16 protein-coding genes and 2 pseudogenes are annotated in these 19756 nt (G+C 44.4%); 11 read left to right on the top strand and 7 right to left on the bottom strand.

Going from position 1 to position 19756, the window contains the following annotated elements; all coding sequences use genetic code 11:
- Positions 1 to 48 precede the first annotated feature (48 nt).
- The 8 genes and pseudogenes from RCG24_RS18625 (at position 49) to RCG24_RS18660 (ending at position 10555) form a co-directional block, all read left to right on the top strand.
- On the top strand, positions 49 to 1485 hold the full coding sequence (locus RCG24_RS18625) for a zinc ribbon domain-containing protein (RefSeq protein WP_308077727.1): 1437 nt from the start codon (positions 49 to 51) through the stop codon (positions 1483 to 1485).
- A 1-nt stretch (position 1486) separates the two neighbouring features.
- Positions 1487 to 2842: a beta-N-acetylhexosaminidase gene (nagZ, locus tag RCG24_RS18630; protein ID WP_308077728.1), complete on the top strand. Its 1356-nt coding sequence runs from the start codon at positions 1487 to 1489 to the stop codon at positions 2840 to 2842.
- Positions 2843 to 3412: 570 nt separating this feature from the next.
- Positions 3413 to 4731 (top strand): annotated as a pseudogene (locus RCG24_RS18635) (GntP family permease).
- A 381-nt stretch (positions 4732 to 5112) separates the two neighbouring features.
- Complete coding sequence (locus RCG24_RS18640; protein ID WP_308077729.1) at positions 5113 to 5889, top strand: 3-hydroxybutyrate dehydrogenase; 777 nt, start codon at positions 5113 to 5115, stop codon at positions 5887 to 5889.
- A 367-nt stretch (positions 5890 to 6256) separates the two neighbouring features.
- Entirely contained in the window at positions 6257 to 7093 is an 837-nt protein-coding gene (locus tag RCG24_RS18645; RefSeq protein WP_308077730.1) for a DUF4405 domain-containing protein, read from the top strand.
- 217 nt (positions 7094 to 7310) lie between these two features.
- Positions 7311 to 8522 carry an acyl-CoA dehydrogenase gene (locus RCG24_RS18650; protein WP_308077731.1) on the top strand — a complete coding sequence of 404 codons (1212 nt, stop codon included), beginning with the start codon at positions 7311 to 7313 and terminating at the stop codon, positions 8520 to 8522.
- Between the two features lie 94 nt (positions 8523 to 8616).
- Positions 8617 to 9393, top strand: coding sequence for an SDR family oxidoreductase (locus tag RCG24_RS18655; protein WP_202655918.1), 777 nt, complete (start codon positions 8617 to 8619; stop codon positions 9391 to 9393).
- A 91-nt stretch (positions 9394 to 9484) separates the two neighbouring features.
- A complete protein-coding gene (locus tag RCG24_RS18660; protein ID WP_308077732.1) occupies positions 9485 to 10555 on the top strand; it encodes a phosphotransferase family protein in 1071 nt (356 codons plus the stop codon).
- Between the two features lie 260 nt (positions 10556 to 10815).
- Here the strand turns inward: RCG24_RS18660 and RCG24_RS18665 are convergent, their stop codons facing one another.
- The 3 genes from RCG24_RS18665 to RCG24_RS18675 all read right to left on the bottom strand — a co-directional run bounded on the left by RCG24_RS18665 (position 10816) and on the right by RCG24_RS18675 (position 12540).
- Complete coding sequence (locus tag RCG24_RS18665) at positions 10816 to 11721, bottom strand: PhzF family isomerase (RefSeq protein ID WP_202655916.1); 906 nt, start codon at positions 11719 to 11721, stop codon at positions 10816 to 10818.
- Positions 11722 to 11858: 137 nt separating this feature from the next.
- Entirely contained in the window at positions 11859 to 12062 is a 204-nt protein-coding gene (locus RCG24_RS18670) for a zinc ribbon domain-containing protein (protein ID WP_202655998.1), read from the bottom strand.
- Positions 12063 to 12237: 175 nt separating this feature from the next.
- Positions 12238 to 12540, bottom strand: coding sequence for an MTH1187 family thiamine-binding protein (locus tag RCG24_RS18675; protein WP_308077733.1), 303 nt, complete (start codon positions 12538 to 12540; stop codon positions 12238 to 12240).
- A 215-nt stretch (positions 12541 to 12755) separates the two neighbouring features.
- Between RCG24_RS18675 and RCG24_RS18680 the strand changes: the two genes are divergently transcribed.
- On the top strand, positions 12756 to 13553 hold the full coding sequence (locus RCG24_RS18680; RefSeq protein ID WP_202655914.1) for a carbon-nitrogen hydrolase family protein: 798 nt from the start codon (positions 12756 to 12758) through the stop codon (positions 13551 to 13553).
- A 154-nt stretch (positions 13554 to 13707) separates the two neighbouring features.
- Here the strand turns inward: RCG24_RS18680 and RCG24_RS18685 are convergent, their stop codons facing one another.
- Positions 13708 to 14628, bottom strand: coding sequence for an NAD(P)H-dependent flavin oxidoreductase (locus RCG24_RS18685; RefSeq protein ID WP_202655997.1), 921 nt, complete (start codon positions 14626 to 14628; stop codon positions 13708 to 13710).
- Positions 14629 to 14982: 354 nt separating this feature from the next.
- Here RCG24_RS18685 and RCG24_RS18690 point away from each other — a divergent pair, with 354 nt between their 5' ends.
- Complete coding sequence (locus RCG24_RS18690; protein ID WP_308077734.1) at positions 14983 to 15762, top strand: hydroxypyruvate isomerase family protein; 780 nt, start codon at positions 14983 to 14985, stop codon at positions 15760 to 15762.
- A 16-nt stretch (positions 15763 to 15778) separates the two neighbouring features.
- Complete coding sequence (locus tag RCG24_RS18695; RefSeq protein ID WP_202655912.1) at positions 15779 to 16672, top strand: NAD(P)-dependent oxidoreductase; 894 nt, start codon at positions 15779 to 15781, stop codon at positions 16670 to 16672.
- A gap of 224 nt (positions 16673 to 16896) precedes the next feature.
- Here the strand turns inward: RCG24_RS18695 and tatC are convergent.
- The 3 genes and pseudogenes from tatC to ytaF form a co-directional block, all read right to left on the bottom strand.
- Positions 16897 to 17603 (bottom strand): annotated as a pseudogene (gene tatC, locus RCG24_RS18700) (twin-arginine translocase subunit TatC).
- A gap of 135 nt (positions 17604 to 17738) precedes the next feature.
- Complete coding sequence (locus tag RCG24_RS18705; protein ID WP_308077735.1) at positions 17739 to 18386, bottom strand: DUF1232 domain-containing protein; 648 nt, start codon at positions 18384 to 18386, stop codon at positions 17739 to 17741.
- A gap of 120 nt (positions 18387 to 18506) precedes the next feature.
- Entirely contained in the window at positions 18507 to 19151 is a 645-nt protein-coding gene (gene ytaF / locus RCG24_RS18710) for a sporulation membrane protein YtaF (protein ID WP_308077736.1), read from the bottom strand.
- Between the last annotated feature and the right edge of the window lie 605 nt (positions 19152 to 19756).

Here is a 19756-nt window from a genome sequence, read left to right on the forward strand (position 1 = left end):
AAGATTTTATGAAATATTTCACCATCAGACCGAAGGAAGTGTAACAGCATGGAAAGTTGCCATAACTGTGGACATCAATTAAACCCCGGGCAAAAATTTTGTCCAAAATGTGGTGCGGTGCAAAAACGGGAAGCGGCAGTACCGCCTCCTTCCGCCCTAGAAAATCGTTCGCGGGAAGAAAACCGTAAAGGACCGTCTTTTTTTCGCTCGAAAAAGTTTAAGGTTCTTGCCGCGGTCATTGTCATCCTGGCAATTGGATTGATTGGCGCCTATCAATATATCGCTTCAACCATGACACCTGGAAAAATTCAAGCTCAATTTGTAGATGCCGTGAAAAAGCAGAATGTCAAGGAAATGAAACAGATTTTAAACAAAAATCAAACGGAACTGGATCTTACGGATGATGCGATTTCCAATTTTCTTACGTATTTAAAAAAACACCCTGATGTATATACCAAAACGGTGTTACAATTGAAAAAGGATGCAGGAAAATTAGCCGTTAACAAGGACTATGATGATCGGAAAAGACCGGTCAGCCTTGTCCGCGACGGAAAAAAATGGCTGGTATTCGATTACTATGCCATCAATGTCAAGCCGTATGCGGTTAAACTGGAAACCGATCAAGATCCTGTGGAGATTTCGATAAATGGAAAAGCTGTTGGCAAGCTTAGCAAAAGCAATGACACCTTTGGTCCATACTTGTTAAGTGATATTGAGATCAAAGCGACGTATAAGGGTGAGTATGCAAATGTCGTGAAAACCGAGTCGATCGATCCTTATGAAGAGGATGGTCAAGACAAAGAGGGAATTCAAAACATCAACGTGAAGCTGGATTTTTCAGGGAATATCGTAACGGTTACATCGAATAATGAGGATGCCCTTTTATATGTAAACGGCAAATCGACCGGAAAGAAAATGAAAGATATTGATGAATTTGGTCCAGTTAAAACGGACGGTTCAATGAAATTGCAGGCCGTCTATCAATTGGGTTCCCACATCGTGAAAAGTCCGGAAGAACCGATTACCTCCGATGGCCAGGAAGTGTACCTGGAAATTCCGGCGACTGATTTTGTTGGTGATTATTACGATGATAGTGAATATTCCAACTATAACGGGGATTCGGAATATGATGGCGACAAAGAAGCGATTGCCCAAGCCGTCCGTGATCATTATAACTATATTTCAAGCGGCAATTATCAGGAAGCGTATGACTTATTTTCTTCGAAAAAACAACTCAACTATGATCACTGGAAACGCGGTGTTGAGAAAAATTACCGAAATATAGTAGAGATTTCTAATGTCGAGCAAATTGATGATACAAATGCCGAGGTTTCACTAAACTTAACTTCATACGACCGGAAGTCTGACAGTAAAACATTAGTTCAAGTGTGGGGGGGAACATGGAGTCTTATTTATCAGGATGGGCACTGGCTGCTCAATGCTTCCAAGATTAAGAAATTAGATTCCTATACGACGAATGAATAGGATGGATAGAAGAAAGAAACAGAAAAAATCGGCCTGGATATTATTGCTGGTTGCTGTCGTCCTGCTGGGCGGGCTGGCCTTTCAGTTTTATCATCAGAAACAAGTAACCAAATTGGCGACGCAGCAAAAACAACAGTCGGCAGAAAAAAATAAATCTGCTGCTAACAAAGAGGAAAACGGGAAGCAGCAAAAGTCAAGTCCGGCAACTGCTGCGAAAAAAGACAAGAAGCCCGCTGCGGGCAAAAAGCAGTCGACTGCAGAAAAGGTAGACAAACTGTTAAAACAGATGACTTTACAGGAAAAAGTCGGGCAGATGTTTATGGTGGGGTTTCAGAGTACAGAAGAGGATCAAACGATTCAAAGCTTGATTCGTAAACAAAAGGTCGGCGGGGTGATTTTGTTTGATCGTAACATGCAATCGCCTGAGCAGGTGGCGGAGCTTACAAACCGGTTAAAACAGGAAGCAGCGAAAAACGATGTTTCGCTTCCGCTCATGATTGGCCTTGATCAGGAAGGCGGCCCAGTGTTACGTATGCGCGACCGCGTTTCACCGATCCCCTCTCAGCAAAGGCTCGGAAGGACAGCAAGTCCCGACCAGGTATATAAGGTGGCCCGGTTAAATGGTACCGAACTTGCTGCGATGGGGATTCAGGTCGACTTCGCACCGGTTCTGGACTTGTCTGCCAATGATGAACGGTCATTTGGCCGCGATCCCGGAAAAACGACGACACTGGGACTTGAGGCAGTGAAAGGTTTAAATGCTGCTCATGTTACCGCCTCACTAAAGCATTTTCCAGGGAACGGCCGAGTCGTCGTTGATCCGCACTTGGATGAATCGATTGTAAAGGCCGATAAAGCGACACTGGAAAACGTCGATATGGTTCCGTTCAAGCGAATGATGGAAAAACAAGCGGAACAGCAATTTTTCGTCATGGTCACTCATGTAAAGTACCCGGCCTTCGACGCAAAAATGCCGGCCAGCATCTCCAGGACGATTATTCAAGATGTTCTTCGCGGCCAGCTGGGGTATCAAGGAATTGTTGTCACGGACGATCTGGACATGGGAGCCGTGAGTAAATACTATTCCTATGATCAGCTGGGATACATGGCGGTAAATGCCGGTGCAGATCTGTTGTTAGCCTGTCATGAATACGACCATCAGTTGAAATTGTATCAGGGTATTCTTCAAGCAGTTCAGGACGGGAAACTCAGCGAGGAGCGGATCAATGAGTCGGTGAAACGCATTCTTACTTATAAATTGGAGCATGTCTCAAATGATCCGGTTTCACCGGCTAAAGCCAGCCAAATCGTCCGCAGCCCGGAACATGTTGAGCTAATGGAAAGCATAACGAAATAAGTACTATTGGACAGGAGATCACACATCTCCTGTTTTTTTTACCGGATAGAAGCGGAGCACTACGGAATCCGTCGAAGTTATTTTTCCGCGGCAGAGGGTTGTTAAAGGGAATTGAGAAGCCCTCTAAAGTGGCTTTTCTGCACCAAAGGGCTGTCTCCTCCTTGAAAATTAAATTTTTTAAAGAGATTAGATAGAACGAATTGGTGTACCGGGGAAATGCAATATAAAAATCAAACCTTGAAAAAAGAGCCCCCTGGGAATTCCTAAACGAGATTTCCACAAATCTGGAATCTTTTCCGAAATTCTGGAAGGTTCGTTACACTAAAGTATGTAGACGTTTACAATCATTGTGGTATTCGTCCATTCCAGCTTTCCGGACAGGATCCATCACAAGCATAGCCACCATTACGAGTATTTAGCTGTTTCATAGATTGGCACAGTGCTTGCATAAATATAGACAAGGCAATCTAAAAAGGGGGAGATTTTTCAGGCAAAAAGGAAACCGAAAAACAGGAAATGCCGGCTGGTTAGAGGTGGAACGAAAGATCATTTCGCTAAGGGGGAAACGGAATGCTAAGCATGATTGGTCTTATCGGAGGTTTACTTCTCTTAATCTACTTAACGATGAAGGGGATGAATTTGCTCATTGCCGGGCCGCTTTGTGCCTTGTTCGTGGCGGTCTTGAGCGGTTTACCATTGTTTCCGCAGCAGGTCGGCCAAGGGGAAGCCAATTTAGTGACAAATTACATGGGCGGCTTTTCTGGATTTGTGACGTCATGGTATTTGATGTTCCTTTTAGGATCGATTTTTGGAAAGGTCATGGAAGACAGCGGGGCCGCTGACAGCGTATCGAAGTGGGTCGTTGAAAAATTAGGGATGAAGCATGCAGTGCTTGCGGTTGTTGCCGCCTGTGCAATTTTAACCTATGGCGGCGTTAGTTTATTTGTCGTCGCTTTCTCGGTCTATCCAATGGCCTTGAGCCTGTTCAAGCAGGCAGATCTGCCACGTCGCTTTATCCCGGCGGCACTGGCCCTCGGATCGGTGACGTTTACGATGACGTCCGCTGGGTCGCCGGAAATTCAGAACTGGATTCCGATTGAGTATCTTGGAACTTCGCCATATGCCGGCTGGGAAGTCAGCTTGATTGTTGCCGTCTTTATGGCGGTGTTTGGTTACTGGTGGCTGAAGCGGATGATTAAAAAAGCGGTTGCCAGGGGGAGAGGTTCATTACCCGTGACAACGATCCGAAGGTGGAGGATAAGAAGCTGCCGAATCCACTGACTGGCTTAATTCCATTATTAGTGGTTCTGATTATTTCCTTTGTTTTTCACGATACGCTGAAACAATCGGCGCTTATTATTGCCTTGTTAGGCGGGGTGATCGCGACTTATTTATTGAATCGCAGCTATTTTAAATCATTTTGGAACGCGGTTTCCGATGGAACGATGGGCGCTTTGGTGGCAATTGGTAATACCGCCGCGGTTGTTGGCTTTGGCGGCGTTGCCCAAGCGGTCCCCGCTTTCAAAACCGCAGTTGAGGCAATGACTAGCATTCCAGGAAGCCCCCTCATTGGCGGTGCGATTGCCGTCAGCGTGATTGCTGGGATGACTGGTTCTGCTTCTGGCGGGCAGGCTATTGCCTTGCCGCTGTTGGCTCCGCATTATATGGATATGGGCGTTAACGCCGAGGCACTGCATCGGACTGTGGCGATTTCCTCGGGTGCGCTTGATTCCCTGCCCCATAATGGCTATGTGGTAACGACCATCCGCTCCATTTGCGGCGAGTCCCATCAGGATGCGTATGGCGCTGTTGGCGCCTTAACGGTGATTGTTCCGGCCATTGGCGTGGCGATTGCGATTGTTCTGTTTTCACTTGGATTGGGCATTTAAGTTTGCCTGGTTTACAGGAGTAGTTTACTGCCGCTAAATCTAGGTTTACAGTTGTTTCACAATGGGTTACTGCCTGGATGTGCTTGGTTTACTGTCTTATAACTCTGAGTTACTGTCGTAAAACATTGGAATACTGTCGGATGGACTTGTATTACTGTCTTATAACTTTAATTTACTGGAGCAAAACATTGGCTTACTGTCGCTAACTCTAGATTTACCGTCGCGGAACCCCGAATTACTGGCTTATAACCTTGATTTACGCCACAAAATATTGATTTACTGTCACTAACCTGTTTGGCTGGTTTGTTGGCTGCAAAGGAGAGCTTCTAAGGGGGATCAGCCAATCGGCCAGCCCAATTTAGGAAGGAAGGTTGTTTTTCCATGGTGGAAAATAAGGTCGTTTTTATTACCGGTGCGGCACAGGGCATTGGTTTCGAGATGGGAAAACTTTTTGCCGAAAACGGCGCCAATGTGGTGTTAACCGATTTAGAAAAAATAGCAGTAGAGGAGTCCGCAGCTTCACTGCAAGATGCCGGTTTAACAGCCATAGGGCTAAAATGTGATGTCACGAATGAACAAGAATTGAAGCAAGCCCTAGCCGAAACCATTGAGCAATATGGCCGCGTTGATGTTCTAATAAATAATGCCGGTCTGCAGCATGTGGCCCCGATCGAGGAATTCCCTAAGGAAAAATTTCAATTGCTGCTTTCGGTCATGTTGACGGCGCCTTTCATCGCGACCCAGCAGGTTTTCCCGATTATGAAAAAACAAAAATCCGGTCGGATCATCAATATGGCCTCGATCAATGGCTTGGTTGGATTTGCCGGAAAAGCTGCCTATAACAGCGCCAAGCATGGGGTGATTGGCCTAACGAAGGTGGCGGCACTGGAAGGGGCGGAGCACGGAATTACCGTCAATGCAGTCTGTCCTGGATATGTTGACACTCCGCTCGTCCGCAACCAGCTAGCCGACCTTGCCAAAACTCGAAATATTCCAGTGGAGCGGGCCCTCGAGGACGTCATTTTTCCACTCGTACCGCAAAAAAGACTACTTAGTGTTGCTGAAATTGCCAATTACGTGATGTTTCTTGCCAGTGAAGAGGCGAAGGGGATCACTGGCCAAGCCTGCGTTATCGACGGCGGCTACACGGCCCAATAAGTATGTTGGAAGCCTTGTGCTTCCTATTTTTTTACATGTCTTCCAAAAGAGTGAGTTCGTGAAATATTGGACTAAAACCACCGAGGGCTTAAGAAAACGGCTGCCAATATAACGGGGGTGTAGACCCAAAAGGAGAAAGTGAGCCGCTAGTCCTCCTGGAGCGTTCATGAGAACAGAAAGTGAGGAAAAAGTGCGTTGCTAGTTCTCATAGAGCGTTCATGAGAACAGAAGGCGAAGAAAAAGCCCATCTCCAGTTCTCATAAGGCCATGACCATCCACTTGTGGTCTCAAAGTTAAGGATTTCTTAAGATTCTCCCGCTAAAATGTGAAATAGTTAAGCAAACATGCTTGAATTGGGAGGATTAGAATGAAAAAGAATTATATAAAGATGGTACTCGATTTACTGATGGCGATTACTTTTGTGTTACTGATGAATCCAAGGGTTTTAAACGGGCTGCCGTTTCACGAGATTGCCGGTTTGGTGATCGGGGTGGCCATTTTGACACATATCGGATTGAACTGGCGCTGGGTAATCAATACAACGAAAAAGATTTTTACTCCCAAGCTCCCTGGGAAAACAAGATTGAGCTATTTGTTAAACATCTTGCTATTAATTTCGATGGCGACTGTGATTATCTCCGGTATCTTCATTTCGCGGGTGGTTTTTCCAAATCTCGCTATTGAAGGTTGGCACTCGCTTCGGGGAATCCACAGTTTTTCGGCTGATGCAACTTTGGCATTAGTTGGTCTGCATATTGCCCTGCATTGGCAATGGGTGATGAGCATTTGTAAAAAAGCATTGAAAACGAAGGAAGGAAAACTGCGCAAGGGTATCCTTGCATCCGTTATTCTGTCACTGGCCATCTTGGCAGGAGGAATGCAATGGTATGCTTCGACAGCGACTCCAAGTATGGGAGAATTCTATCCAAAACAATTTCAACAAAGCGACGCGGGGCCATCCTTTAATAATGGCAACAACACGGGAAACTCGACGTTTTCGCATCAAGGGCCGCCACCTAATGGAGATTTTCGTGACGGCAAATTTCACGGAAAAGATGGACATGGCGGCAGCAATAACCCATTTCTTGAAATGTTGAACTATTTCGCGATTTGGGCAGTGATCATCGTCCCTGCTTACTTTGTGGAAAAACGAATCCTAAGGAGTAAACGCAAACCAAAAGAGGTTCAGCCTAAACTATCTTGAAGACGTGCTCTTTGCTTTTCGAATTTGTGCCACCTAAATTTTGTCGACCCTTCGACAGAATACTAGGTGGCAAAGTTATACTTGAAAATCATGACTCTTTTGTTTTAAAATAATCATATGGTTCGAATTTTCAAAATTAATCAAAAACAGACGACGAAATTTTTTTACACAAAACATACTAACTGGTCAGTCAGTAAAAATAATAAGGAGGCATAACATGGACTTTTCTTATTCACTGAAGGTACAGGAACTGCAAAAAAAGTTGAATGCATTTATGGATGAGTATGTTTATCCGAATGAGTCCGTATACGAACAGCAGGTAAACGAGCAGAAGGACCGCTGGAGCGCCGTTCCGCCAATCATCGAAGAGCTGAAGGAGAAAGCAAAGCAAGCCGGTTTATGGAACTTGTTTTTGCCGGAAAGCGAGTATGGGGCCGGGCTAACGAATGTGGAGTATGCCCCATTGTGTGAAATTATGGGGAGGTCAATGATCGGACCTGAAATCTTTAATTGCAATGCTCCGGATACGGGAAATATGGAAGTACTGGTCCGATACGGAACAGAGGAGCAAAAACAACAATGGTTAATCCCGCTGTTAAATGGGGAGATCCGCTCCTGTTTTTCAATGACCGAACCGGCGGTTGCGTCCGCTGATGCCACAAATGTCGAAGCGGATATTCGTAGAGAAGGCGACGAGTACGTGATCAATGGACGCAAATGGTGGTCGTCGGGCGCGGGCGATCCCCGATGCAAAATCGCTATTTTTATGGGAAAAACGGATCCAACCGCGAAAAAACATGAGCAGCAGTCGATGATTTTGGTTCCGCTGGATACGCCGGGGGTCAAAATTGAACGGATGGTTCCGGTTTTTGGATATGACCACGCGCCGCACGGCCATGGAGAGATCACCTTCGAAAACGTACGGGTTCCCGTTGACAATATTCTTTGGGGTGAAGGCAAGGGGTTTGCGATTGCTCAAGGTCGTTTAGGTCCAGGCAGAATTCATCACTGTATGAGATTAATAGGTGCCGCGGAACGGGCATTGGATCTTTTATGCGAACGTGTACTCAAGCGTGTTGCATTTGGAAAGCCATTAGCTGAACAAGGCGTGATCAGAGAGTGGATTGCTGATTCCCGGATTGAAATAGAACAAGCCAGGCTGTTGACACTGAAAGCCGCCTACATGATGGATACGGTGGGAAATAAAGTCGCAAAATCGGAAATTGCGATGATCAAAGTCGTTGCCCCATCGATGGCGCTTAGAGTGCTGGACCGGGCGATACAGGCCTTTGGCGGTGCCGGTGTTTCTGATGATTTCCCGCTGGCTGCCCTTTGGGCGAATGCCAGGACTCTTCGGATTGCCGATGGGCCGGACGAGGTTCACCGTGCTTCCGTAGCCAAATATGAACTGAGAAAGCATCTATCGTAGGCAGGATGAATAGGTTAAAAGAATAGCAGGGATAGTTAGCAAAGAGCATCTGTCATAGCTTAAATTAGTAGATTAACAGGAAAGAGGGATGGGTATGAAGGTATTGGAGTTGTTTGACTTAACCGGAAAAACGGCAATTGTGACTGGCGGTGGCCGCGGTCTGGGGGCTCAGATTGCGGAGGGCTATGCTGAGGCCGGTGCCAATGTCGTGGTTTGTTCAAGAAAAGTCGAGGCCTGCGAAGAAACGGCAGCCCGCCTTTCCGATTTGGGGGTGAAGGCATTGGCATTAAAATGCGACATCACCAGTCCTGACGATGTACAACATGTTGTTGAGAAAACCTTAGCAGAATTTGGTTCGATTGACATCCTCGTCAACAATAGCGGGGCCACCTGGGGGGCGCTTGCAGAGGAGATGCCGCTGGAAGCCTGGGAGAAGGTGATAAACGTTAATGTCACCGGTACCTTTTTAATGAGTCAGGCTGTAGGGAAAGTGATGATTGGGCAAAAGTCCGGAAAAATCATTAATATTGCCTCCGTAGCAGGGCTTGGCGGTACCGATCCAAGAGTGATGAACACGATTGGCTATAACACCAGTAAGGGTGCCGTCATTACGATGACCAAGGATCTTGCGGTGAAATGGGGACAGCATAATATCAATGTTAACGCCATTGCTCCCGGCTTTTTCCCGACGAAAATGTCCAAGGTAATTATTGAACATGGAAAAAATCCAATTCTCGAAGCGACACCACTCCGGCGATTTGGCTCGGACGATGATTTGAAGGGAGCCGCCTTATTCCTGGCATCCAATGCCTCCAACTACATCACCGGGAATGTCCTGATCGTCGACGGCGGCACCCATGCGCGAGGTTAACAGATTGATCGATGGCTGCGTCTTCCAAAAGGAGGGAACCTCAAGCATGCTGTGCCAGGGCACCGATACATTGAAAAAAGGAGTGAAATGATTGGAGCGTCAAGTGAACCTAGACACCATTCCTGTTAGAAAAGGAGAGCAATTAAACGAAGCGGTATTGGAGGAGTTTCTTCGAGAGCATATCGATAGCCTGCCTGATGGGCCCTTAGAGGTCCTTCAGTTTTCCGCGGGTCATTCCAATCTGACTTATCAAATTAAAATTGGCGAATGGGAAGCCGTCCTGCGCAGACCTCCTCTGGGGCCAGTTGCCCCGAAAGCTCATGATATGGCCAGGGAATACCGGGTGCTTTCAGAAATTCATCCGCTTTTCCCACAGGCACCAAAACCATTATTGTTTTCCGATAATCCCGCAATTGTCGGCAGTCCGTTTTTTATCATGGAAAGAAAACGCGGTCTCGTTTTGGATACCACTTTTCCAGAAGGAGTGGTTCCCTCGGAAGCCCTGTGCCGCCGGATATCGCAACTAATGGTCGATAAACTTGCCGACTTGCATTCCATTGATTACAAACAGACAGGGTTGGTGGAAATCAGCAATCCCGATGGCTTTATGGAAAGGCAGGTACATGGCTGGATCCAGCGCTATGAACGGGCAAAAACGGAGGAAATTAAAGAAGTTGAGCTGTTGAAAAAGTGGCTGACCGGAAATATTCCGCCAAGTGGCCAGCCTGCTATAATTCATTATGACTACAAACTAAATAACAGCATGTTCAATGAAGACTTGACTAAAATGACCGGCTTGTTCGACTGGGAAATGACAACGGTGGGTGATCCCCTTGCCGACCTCGGAGCGGCCATGAGCTATTGGCTCCAAGAGGATGATCCAGACTGGCTTAAATATGGAATGGGGAAGCCATCCGTAACCATAAATAAAGGATTTTATAGCCGTCAGCAGTTTATCGATGCCTACGCGGAAAAAACAGGCCGTGATATATCCAAGGTGAATTTTTATTTGACCTTTGCCTATTTTAAGCTCGCGGTCATCTGCCAGCAAATCTATTACCGCTTTAAAAAGGGCCAGACAAATGATCAACGGTTTGCCCAATTTAACGAGGCAGTCAAGGTGCTGATCCAATACAGCCTTCATGTCGCAGGCGAAAGATAGCAGCATAATGCTTGTCTGAGTGAATGTTTGTCGAGAAAAATGGGAATAGAAATTAAACAAAAGGGGCTGTCCTTAAAATGGAGGATCCCTAATATTCAAGGCTTTTAAGCATAAAAAGGGGTGCCAAAACTCAAAACTATGATTCTGGACACCCCTATAATTTAATTTTTCCTTCCGCTAAAGCACACAAGCTATGGCAAATACCCTCATTGGTTAACAAGTATGTAACCGGGATTAATCATTTGGTTCACTCTAGCAGGTTATAAAGTCAGCTCAGTTTTAAAAACGATGACCGCTGTACCCGAAATGCTGACTTCTACAGGTTCTTCATTGTCTATTTGAACGGCAACATCAATCGTCCCGGTTCGTTCTATTGCTTCCCCTTGTTTCGCCTTGAATTCGAAGGAAGAACCATTGTAAGGTACGAGTTTGTGATGGATCAGATAAGCACCAAGGGGCCCATTCGCATTTCCGGTTACGGGATCTTCGTTAATTCCTATGGCTGGAGCGAACATCCTCCCATTTATCAAAATATCCCTCTCGGCAGAATCCATTGTGAAAGTATAATAACCATTACAGGCAATACGTTTACTCAACTCTGTAAGAGCTTGATAATTCGGCTTGAGTTGACTTAATATCGAACTGCTTTTTAGGCCAATCATCACTTTTGAGTGACCAGTTGATACAATTTGAATCGGACAATCGGCAATTAAGTCTTCTTCGGTGAGGTTGAATGCGGCCAAGAGATATGCTCTGTTTTTTCCGTCAATAACTGAACCGAACTCAATTTTCCCCTGTTTCATAATGATTTTATAATCGTTTTGTTGCCGAATGATATCTACTGGTAAAATGCCTGCCCCAGTTTTATGATAGACTCGGGTGGTATTCAATTGTAGTTCAACAGCCCGGGCGTAATGGGCAGCAATCGTTGCATGTCCGCAGATCGGCACCTCAGTAGTCGGAGTAAAAAAACGAACATGAGCATCATACTTTGGGTTATCAGAAGAAAAAATAAACGCTGTTTCCGAATTGTTAAGTTCCCTCGCGATTTTCTTCATTTCGTTTTCAGTCAAGCCATCAGCATTTGTGATAACACCAGCAGGATTTCCAGCAAACTTGTCTTTCGTAAACGAGTCAATCTGATAGAGACGGTATTTTCTTGCCATGCCGCTTTTCCCCCATTAGGATTCTATTTTTAGCTAAGAGGAAATTTTTCCAAATTTTATACTTTCCTCTGTCGCATAAATTCACCTACGCCTCATGAACCGTCCTTAAGGACTTGCCAGTCTGCGAGTTTTCATTTTCAGCCAAAGAATAAATCAAGAATATTGGATGCCGTGGATGATTGCTTATTATAGAACTCGGAATACCCACAGTTTTTGCAATATACGACAATAAACGTGTTATGCTGAACGTCAAAAATTTTCGATAATCCGGTTCCTGTCATGGCAACTTCTTTTTTTCCTGCATCCTTGCTTCCGCATTTAATACAACCTTTTTCCGCCATCATTTAATTCCTCCCAAACGAACAGAATGATTTGTACAATAATACGGAGATAACCCGAAAAGGTTTCAGTGGGTTAGGCAAAATGTTTAGCTTCTATCTAAGAATATCATTACCATACTGATTTGGTCTGATTATCGGTCTTTCTTTTCCCATCACAAAAATTAAAATGTTCAGCCTATAATTTTTGCTGTACCGATTTCACCTTTTGTTCCATCGTGAGGTCTTTGTCACGGCGGTCATCGATGCGGATGTTGGTGCAGACTCTTTGGGCGCCTTTTTCAAATGGAAGCTCGTGCAGCTGTTGGACAATTTTCAGCAATTCTTTCAGGTCGCCTTCGATTAAGGTACTCATTGCCGTCAATTCATATTTAATCGAACCTTCATACTGCTGCAGGAACTTATGGAGTTCGGCGACATACCAGCTGACGCTTGGCGAAGCCGTCCCAACCGGAATCACAGTAATATCAACAATAGCCATTTTAACCATTCCCCCTAATTGGATAATCTACTTTCATCATAGCATACCTTATTCAAGTGGCGGTCATACGGGGCTTGACACACCGTGATTTTTCCATTTACCCAAGAGACTTTACTGTACGCATTCAGTCCAAATATGAAAATGAACAAAATAATGCCACAATATTATAAAATAAACTAAGAACCTAAATCAGAAATCTGTAGGAGGTATGTGAAGTGAGAGTCGCCATTGCACAATTAACGACAAGTGCTGAAAAAGAAGCGAATTTATCCAAGGCAAGAACCTATATTGCGAAGGCAAAAAGTTTCGGAGCTGATGTGGTCATCTTGCCCGAATATTTTATGGGACTGGCGACACCAAGAAACGGTATTTTACCGGTGGATTTGGCTGAACCGTTGGATGGTCCGTTTGTGACCGCTTTGAGGCAGGCTGCTGCTGAAAATCACATCTATGTCGTCTGCGGGGTGTACGAATCCAAAATCGGCGATGAGAAAAGAGCTTATAATACGTCCGTTTTTATCAATCGTTCCGGCGAACTTCTCCATGCTTATCGAAAAACCCATTTATATGATGCCTTTAATCATAAAGAATCGGACACGATCATCTCCGGTGAGAATCCCTATACAATAGTAGAAACAGAGTTTGGAAAAATTGGCTTGATGGTTTGTTACGAATTGCGGTTCCCCGAGATTGCCAGACAATTCGCCCTTCAAGAGGCCGCGATATTGTTCGTTCCGGCCGCATGGGTGTACGGGACGTTGAAAGAGGACCATTGGGAAACGCTCATCCGTGCAAGAGCAATCGAAAACACGATGTTCGTTTTTGGCGCAAACCAGGTTGGAAATATGTATACCGGGCGTAGTTTGATTGTTGATCCTATGGGGGTGATCGTCGCCAGTGGTGGAGAAGAAGAAACGTTGATTTTGGCAGACATTGACGTCAATCGGATAGAGCGGGTGAGAGAAAAACTTCCAAGTGTACGAGACCGCAAACCGGAATTTTACTCAAACTAGATACCTGCTCATTCATAAAGGGGCAGCACCAGGGAACCACATTTACAATGTTAAGAAAATTTCAATATTAAAAAGCCTAATTTCTCAATTTAATACGTAGAAATTAGGCTTTTTTCAGTTCTCCATTAAACAATTCTTTTTCCGGTTGGGGTTGCTAGATGCACGCTTTGTATTCGTTCATGATGTTGTGAATGATGGTTTTTACAGGAAGTATTTCGTTTATTTCGTCCACCCTTGCTCCCGCAAAAACGAGACCATTCTCGCAATCCCCATTCATTGTTGTTATCAAAGAATCCAATGTACAAAAGCGATAAGAGCAATTTTTAAGACAATCCATGCACTTCTTGATTTTTACCTTTTTATCATCAGATATGAGTTCAGTAAAATGGTTCTTTATTGCCCGACCTTCCAATCCCACGGTTGTTTTTACTAATATCGTATCTTTTTTCTTCGCCTGTACATATTTTTCTTTAAATGCTAATGGTGCGTCACACTCGTTACTAGCAACAAATCTTGTTCCCATTTGAACCCCGGATGCCCCCATTCGAATGGCACGGGCAAGATCCTCTCCTGTCATAATCCCTCCAGCAGCAATGACGGGAATCTTAACGGCCTTCACCACTTCCGGCAAAATATCGAACAATGGTCTCTCGGTCCCCAGGTGTCCACCGGCTTCATGGCCTTCGACAACAACGGCAGAAGCACCAAGACGTTCTGATATTTTTGCGAGTCTTGCTGAGGATACAATCGAGATAACCGGTATGCCAGCCTCTTTGCCCCAACTATACATATCCCTTGATATACCAGCACCCGAAATAATGAAATCGACTTTTTCCTCAATCGCTACTTTCATTTTTTTAGCAAAATCATTCATCGCAAAAAGAACATTGACGCCAATATAGCCATCCTGAATGGATTCTTTCGCCTTCCTAATGTGATATCGCAACTCATCAAAACTAATCCCAGTTCCAGAAATAATTCCTATTCCTCCGGCATTTGCAACAGCAGAAGCTAGTCCGCTTAAAGAAATACCAACTCCCATTCCACCTTGTATAATTGGAACCTTGGGTACCATATGTCCAATTTTTAATTGAGAAAAGCTCAAACGAATCCCTCATTTCTTCATGATTGTTATCCCCCAAGCTTATTGTAACGACTTGATACCAAATGAATAGTTACAAATATAATACCTAATCCTAAAGGCAGATAATAATTTTGTTATTGTCATAAAATGTTCAAAATAATAAGTACCACCGCTTGAGTTTTGTCGAAATAACATTGTAATTTTGACGTGTTTCGGGTAGTGCCGGGCACCTTAAGTAATTAGAGAAGTGCAAAGGCATTTCTCTTTTTTTAGGTTAAAAGCCTTTTCGTAGTTGGTCTGATGGTTTACAATATTAATAATATTTAGATAATAGGGGTCGAGCAAATGGTTAAACAGCCATTTTTAAACAATATGGCAATAAATCTATCAACGATTTTTACGGAAGTCCCCTTTTTGGCGCGGTTTGGGAAGGTGCGGGATTACGGGTTTTCTACTGTCGAGTGTCAATTTCCTTATGACTATTCTGTTGCGGAGATCCGCCAGGAATTGGAGCGGCATCGGCTTTCCCTTGTGTTAATCAATTTGCCTGCGGGGAAATGGCAAGCAGGCGAGCGGGGGCTGGCTGTGGATCCTGCCCGAATTCCAGAATTTAAGGAATCGGTCCGACTGGGAATTCGCTATGCCACTGCCTTGAAGGTACCAAGAATTCATTGCATGGCCGGTGTGGTTGCGGAAACTGCCGATTTAACAGCAGCAAAGCAGGTGTATATAGAAAATCTTCGCTACGTTGCGAAAGAGGCGGCGACCTGCGGGCTAACCATCCTGATAGAACCGATTAACCGGTTTGATATGCCGGGGTATTTTTTGAATGATATCCAGCAAGCGAAGGCAATTCTTGACGAAGTGAATTTGCCAAACGTGAGGCTGCAATTTGATTTTTACCATATCGAACGAATATATGGAAACGCCCTCGCAGTTTTTCAACAATATGCGAGCCTTTGCGATCATGTTCAGATTGCTGATGTTCCAGGGCGGCACGAGCCGGGTACAGGGGAGATGGATTATCAGGCGATCTTTGACTATTTAAGCAGTCATTACAATGGTTACATCGGTTTGGAATACACCCCGCTTGGAAAAAGCGAAGCCAGCTTTAAATGGCTGTAGGCAGGAGGGAATTAAGATGAAGATTGGCTTTATCGGAACAGGTGTCATGGGGGCGCGGATGGTATCACGGCTCCTTGTACACGGCTATCAAGTCCAGGTCTACAATCGGACCAAAACGAAAGTACAAACATTGGTAGAGCAGGGGGCGGTGCAGGCCGCATCGATTTCCTCGCTGTCGGCTGATTGTGATATCATTTGTACTTGTTTATCGATGCCCGAAGATGTACTGGAAGTTTACCTCGCGGATTCGGGGATCATCAACCATGCCCATCCCGGCACGATTTGCATTGACCTGACAACAGTAGGAGCCGATACGAGCAAGACCATTTTTGAAAAAGCAGGCAGCCGAGGGATCGATTATTTGGATGCTCCCGTTAGCGGCGGGCCGGAAGGAGCAGAAGCAGGGACATTAACAATTATGGTCGGCGGTTCGCACCGGGCTTTTGAAAAAGTTTTTCCATTGCTTGAGGTTTTAGGAAAAACGATTGAATATCTTGGTCCGTCTGGCTCGGGAAGCATCGCCAAGCTGATTAATCAATATCTTGTCGCTGTTCATTCGCTGGCCGCATCAGAGGCAATGGTCACGGGAGCAGCCTTTGGACTCGATGCTGAAAAATTGCTAAACATTTTAAAAGTCAGCTACGGGGACAGTAAAATGCTGCGGCGGCATATGGAACAATATGTGTTGGACCGCGAGTTCGAACCGGGCGGGGCAGTCAAATATGTTCATAAAGACGTTCGCCTTGCCAACGTACTGCTGCAACAGGCTGGTCTCCGTAAATTTACCGGGCAGATGGCAGAAAGCGCCTTTGCAACTGCTGCCGCTCAAGGTTTGGACGACCTCGATATGTCCGCGATTATTCAGCCGTTAGAAAAACAATGCGGGGTTATCGTCAGGAAGCGCTCATAATATATGGATCAAACAGAAAAAGACGATCTGCTAGTTTAAAAGCATTTCGTCTTTTTTTATGTATTGGCGGGTAAAGTGGGAAAATTGGCGGGTAAACTATTAAAATTGACGGGTAAATCGAAAAGTCGACGGGTAAATCTGAATTTTTGACGGGTAAATCGCCAAAATCGGCGGGTAAAGGCGTTACCAAAAAAGGGAAATGGAAAAATCACCTCTCTGCTTCCTCAGCTATTCTTCCGTTTAAAAACGATAATAGATAAAAAGATACTAATCTCGTAAATCAAGATGAGCGGTATGGCAACGGAAATATGTGAAATGAATTCCGGAGGAGAGATCATGCTGGCGATGATGACCAGAACGAAATACGCATATTTGCGCAGTTTTGCGAATTTATAAGGATTGATAATCCCTAATGTGGTTAAAAACATAAGCACAATCGGCAACTCAAAGGCAATGTCAAATGGTAATGTCATATTAATTAAAAAGCTAAAATATTTTTCTGCTGTAAAGGAGGCGGTCATTAAACCATTCCCCAATTTAAGTAGAAACCTTAAGATATTCGGAAAAATAAACAAATAGCCAAATGCCAATCCGCCAATAAAAAGGAAAAACATCGCAGGGATATAGGCTAACGCTGTCTTCTCTCGGCCGGCTTTAAAGCCGGTTTGACAAATAGCCACATTTGCCAAGCGGCAACGGGAATGGCGCCGGCTATAGCGATGATGGATGCCACATGAAAATAAAGGAGCATAATGTCGCTTGGTCCTAAAACCATGAGTTTATACCCCAGGTTTCCCATAAAAAAGCGAAAAATATCCTGCACAAAGACAAAGCCGACAATAAGAAAAAGCAAAAAAGCGATAGCCGAAATAATTAACCTTTTGCGTAATTCACCTAAATGCTCTACTACATTTTGTTCGCGATCATCCACATTCTACGCCTGCCTTCATTTAATTAACTGCTTATAAGAAATTTGGAAGAAAAACAACCGTTTGTCTACTTCACAAGGATGCAAGAACCACCGCACTAACCCGGTGAAGCAGAAGAACCAGGGACCGATATTTTCCTATTTTTTCGTTAAAAATTCTGATACAAGCTGGACAGCGACAGCATCATCGAGATAGCCGATTGGAAAAATATAATCGGGAATGACGTCAACAGGTAAGATGAAATATAATAGTACCCCTCCGATGATGGAAAGGTGATGGGACGAAACCTTCTTCGAACAAAATGTGTCAAACATCTCCTTTAAATGGCTGATAAAAGGTCCGATGCTTCCTAATTTTTGCAACTTCTCGTCAAAGCTCTTTAGAATCGTTGCTTTCCCTTCCTCGGTTTGGGAAAACTGTTGATATTTTTCTAATTGCTCCTCTACACGTTCAATCGTGAAATTTTGATCATATAACTGAGAGGACTCAAGAATTTTCTGAATATTATCAACAGATAAATAAAGATCATCGGAATAAGCTTTTTTCTGCTTGGACTCAATGGGATACCCAGCGGCTGCAAAAAGCTCAGCAATCGGAACATTTAGGCAGTCGGAAAATTTTTGTAAATGTTCCGGCCTTGCTTTTCGCTTGCCGTTTACAATCCGTGAAATAGTCGCCGTATCAATTTCCGTAAGCTCGCTCAATTTCCGCATGGATAAAGACCGTTTTGCCAATAACTCCTTTAACAATGGGCCAATCGATCTGCTATTATTGACTTTAGGCATTTCCTGCCCCTCCTATCCTTGTTAAAGCACCCTCTTGAGATGTTTGTCTATCATTCTATGAAAATAATATAGTTGTTGTTGACGTTTTGTCAATGTTGTTCGAGTTTTTACCGAAAAGCTCTAAAAAAACGCGGTGAAGGCAATGACGATAATTATGATCCCGCTAATAATCGTCCCAAATTGTCCCAGTGAATAGCGACCAATCCGAACTTCAGCAAGTTTTATCCCTAACTTTACTCCTCCCCAAATACTAATCAGGCTGCCAATTGCGGCTGTCAGTGAGATGGCATGAGGTGAAAATCCAAGCAACCCGGCACCTAAGCCGTTAGTCAGAGCATTTGCCGATAAGGCAATGCCAAGAATCACCGCCTCCCCCCAGCCGATCTCCCCGGAATTATCGGCATCCGCCAGTTCGGGATTTTTTAACAAATGTTTTATGTTTAGTTGGTGGGGTTGCTCATATCCCGTAAAACCTTCAGTATCGGTTACCGTCACTTTTTTGCGAGGGGCAGCCAATAAAATAATCCGAATTCCAATGATGAATAGCAGCAGCGTTCCGATTACAACCGGGAATGCCCCCGGTAGAAATCGTGCCATCCAAAGGCCAAAGGTAATGCCTGCCAAACTCATAAGATAGCAAATGACCGCAATCAGGAGGTTAGCCCCAATACCAATGCCAATTTTTCGAACTCCATACGAAATCCCAATCCCCAAATTATCTATACTTGATGAAGCAGCAAATGCCACAATAATTAGCCAAGACAATGTAAATCCCTCCTCATTTTTTTACATTGTATTGAACTGTTGATTAAATGTTGACATATATTCAACAGATGGTACAAGTGCTTTTAATAAAATTTTTGAAGGACAAAAGTGAAATTGGGCTGAGGAAAGACAAAACAGGAAAAGTAACTTTCATCAGGCTTATGAAGGACAAACCAGGGTAGAAACCGCCTAAAGTGTCTTTCATCAGGCTTATGAAGGACAAACCGAGGCTAGAAACGTCTTAAAGTGTCTTTCATCAGGCTTATGAAGGACAAACCGAGGCTAGAAACGTCTTAAAGTGTCTTTCATCAGGCTTATGAAGGACAAATCAAGGCTAGAAAAACTATAAAAGTGTCTTTCATCAGGCTTATGAAGGACAAACCAGGGTAGAAAAACTATAAAAGTGTCTTTCATCGGGCTTATGAAGGACAAACCAAGGCTAGAAATGTTTTAAAGTGTCTTTCATCAGGCTTATGAAGGACAAACCAGGGTAGAAAAACTATAAAAGTGTCTTTCATCAGGCTAATGAAGGATAAATCAAGGTTAGAAACCGCCTAAAGTGTCTTTCATCGGGCTAATGAAGGACAAACCAAGGCAACAAACCG

The organism is Neobacillus sp. OS1-32, from assembly GCF_030915425.1.
GTDB lineage: Bacteria > Bacillota > Bacilli > Bacillales > Cytobacillaceae > Neobacillus > Neobacillus paridis.

Excerpts from the sequence above, each read along its gene's own strand:
- RCG24_RS18625 (WP_308077727.1), top strand. The coding sequence starts at position 49 with ATGGAAAGTTGCCATAACTGTGGACATCAATTAAACCCCGGGCAAAAA.
- RCG24_RS18650 (WP_308077731.1), top strand. The coding sequence starts at position 7,311 with ATGGACTTTTCTTATTCACTGAAGGTACAGGAACTGCAAAAAAAGTTG.
- RCG24_RS18675 (WP_308077733.1), bottom strand. The coding sequence starts at position 12,540 with ATGGCTATTGTTGATATTACTGTGATTCCGGTTGGGACGGCTTCGCCA.
- RCG24_RS18655 (WP_202655918.1), top strand. The coding sequence starts at position 8,617 with ATGAAGGTATTGGAGTTGTTTGACTTAACCGGAAAAACGGCAATTGTG.
- RCG24_RS18705 (WP_308077735.1), bottom strand. The coding sequence starts at position 18,386 with ATGCCTAAAGTCAATAATAGCAGATCGATTGGCCCATTGTTAAAGGAG.
- RCG24_RS18665 (WP_202655916.1), bottom strand. The coding sequence starts at position 11,721 with ATGGCAAGAAAATACCGTCTCTATCAGATTGACTCGTTTACGAAAGAC.
- RCG24_RS18685 (WP_202655997.1), bottom strand. The coding sequence starts at position 14,628 with ATGGTACCCAAGGTTCCAATTATACAAGGTGGAATGGGAGTTGGTATT.
- RCG24_RS18645 (WP_308077730.1), top strand. The coding sequence starts at position 6,257 with ATGAAAAAGAATTATATAAAGATGGTACTCGATTTACTGATGGCGATT.
- RCG24_RS18670 (WP_202655998.1), bottom strand. The coding sequence starts at position 12,062 with ATGGCGGAAAAAGGTTGTATTAAATGCGGAAGCAAGGATGCAGGAAAA.
- RCG24_RS18640 (WP_308077729.1), top strand. The coding sequence starts at position 5,113 with ATGGTGGAAAATAAGGTCGTTTTTATTACCGGTGCGGCACAGGGCATT.
- RCG24_RS18695 (WP_202655912.1), top strand. The coding sequence starts at position 15,779 with ATGAAGATTGGCTTTATCGGAACAGGTGTCATGGGGGCGCGGATGGTA.
- nagZ (WP_308077728.1), top strand. The coding sequence starts at position 1,487 with ATGGATAGAAGAAAGAAACAGAAAAAATCGGCCTGGATATTATTGCTG.
- RCG24_RS18690 (WP_308077734.1), top strand. The coding sequence starts at position 14,983 with ATGGTTAAACAGCCATTTTTAAACAATATGGCAATAAATCTATCAACG.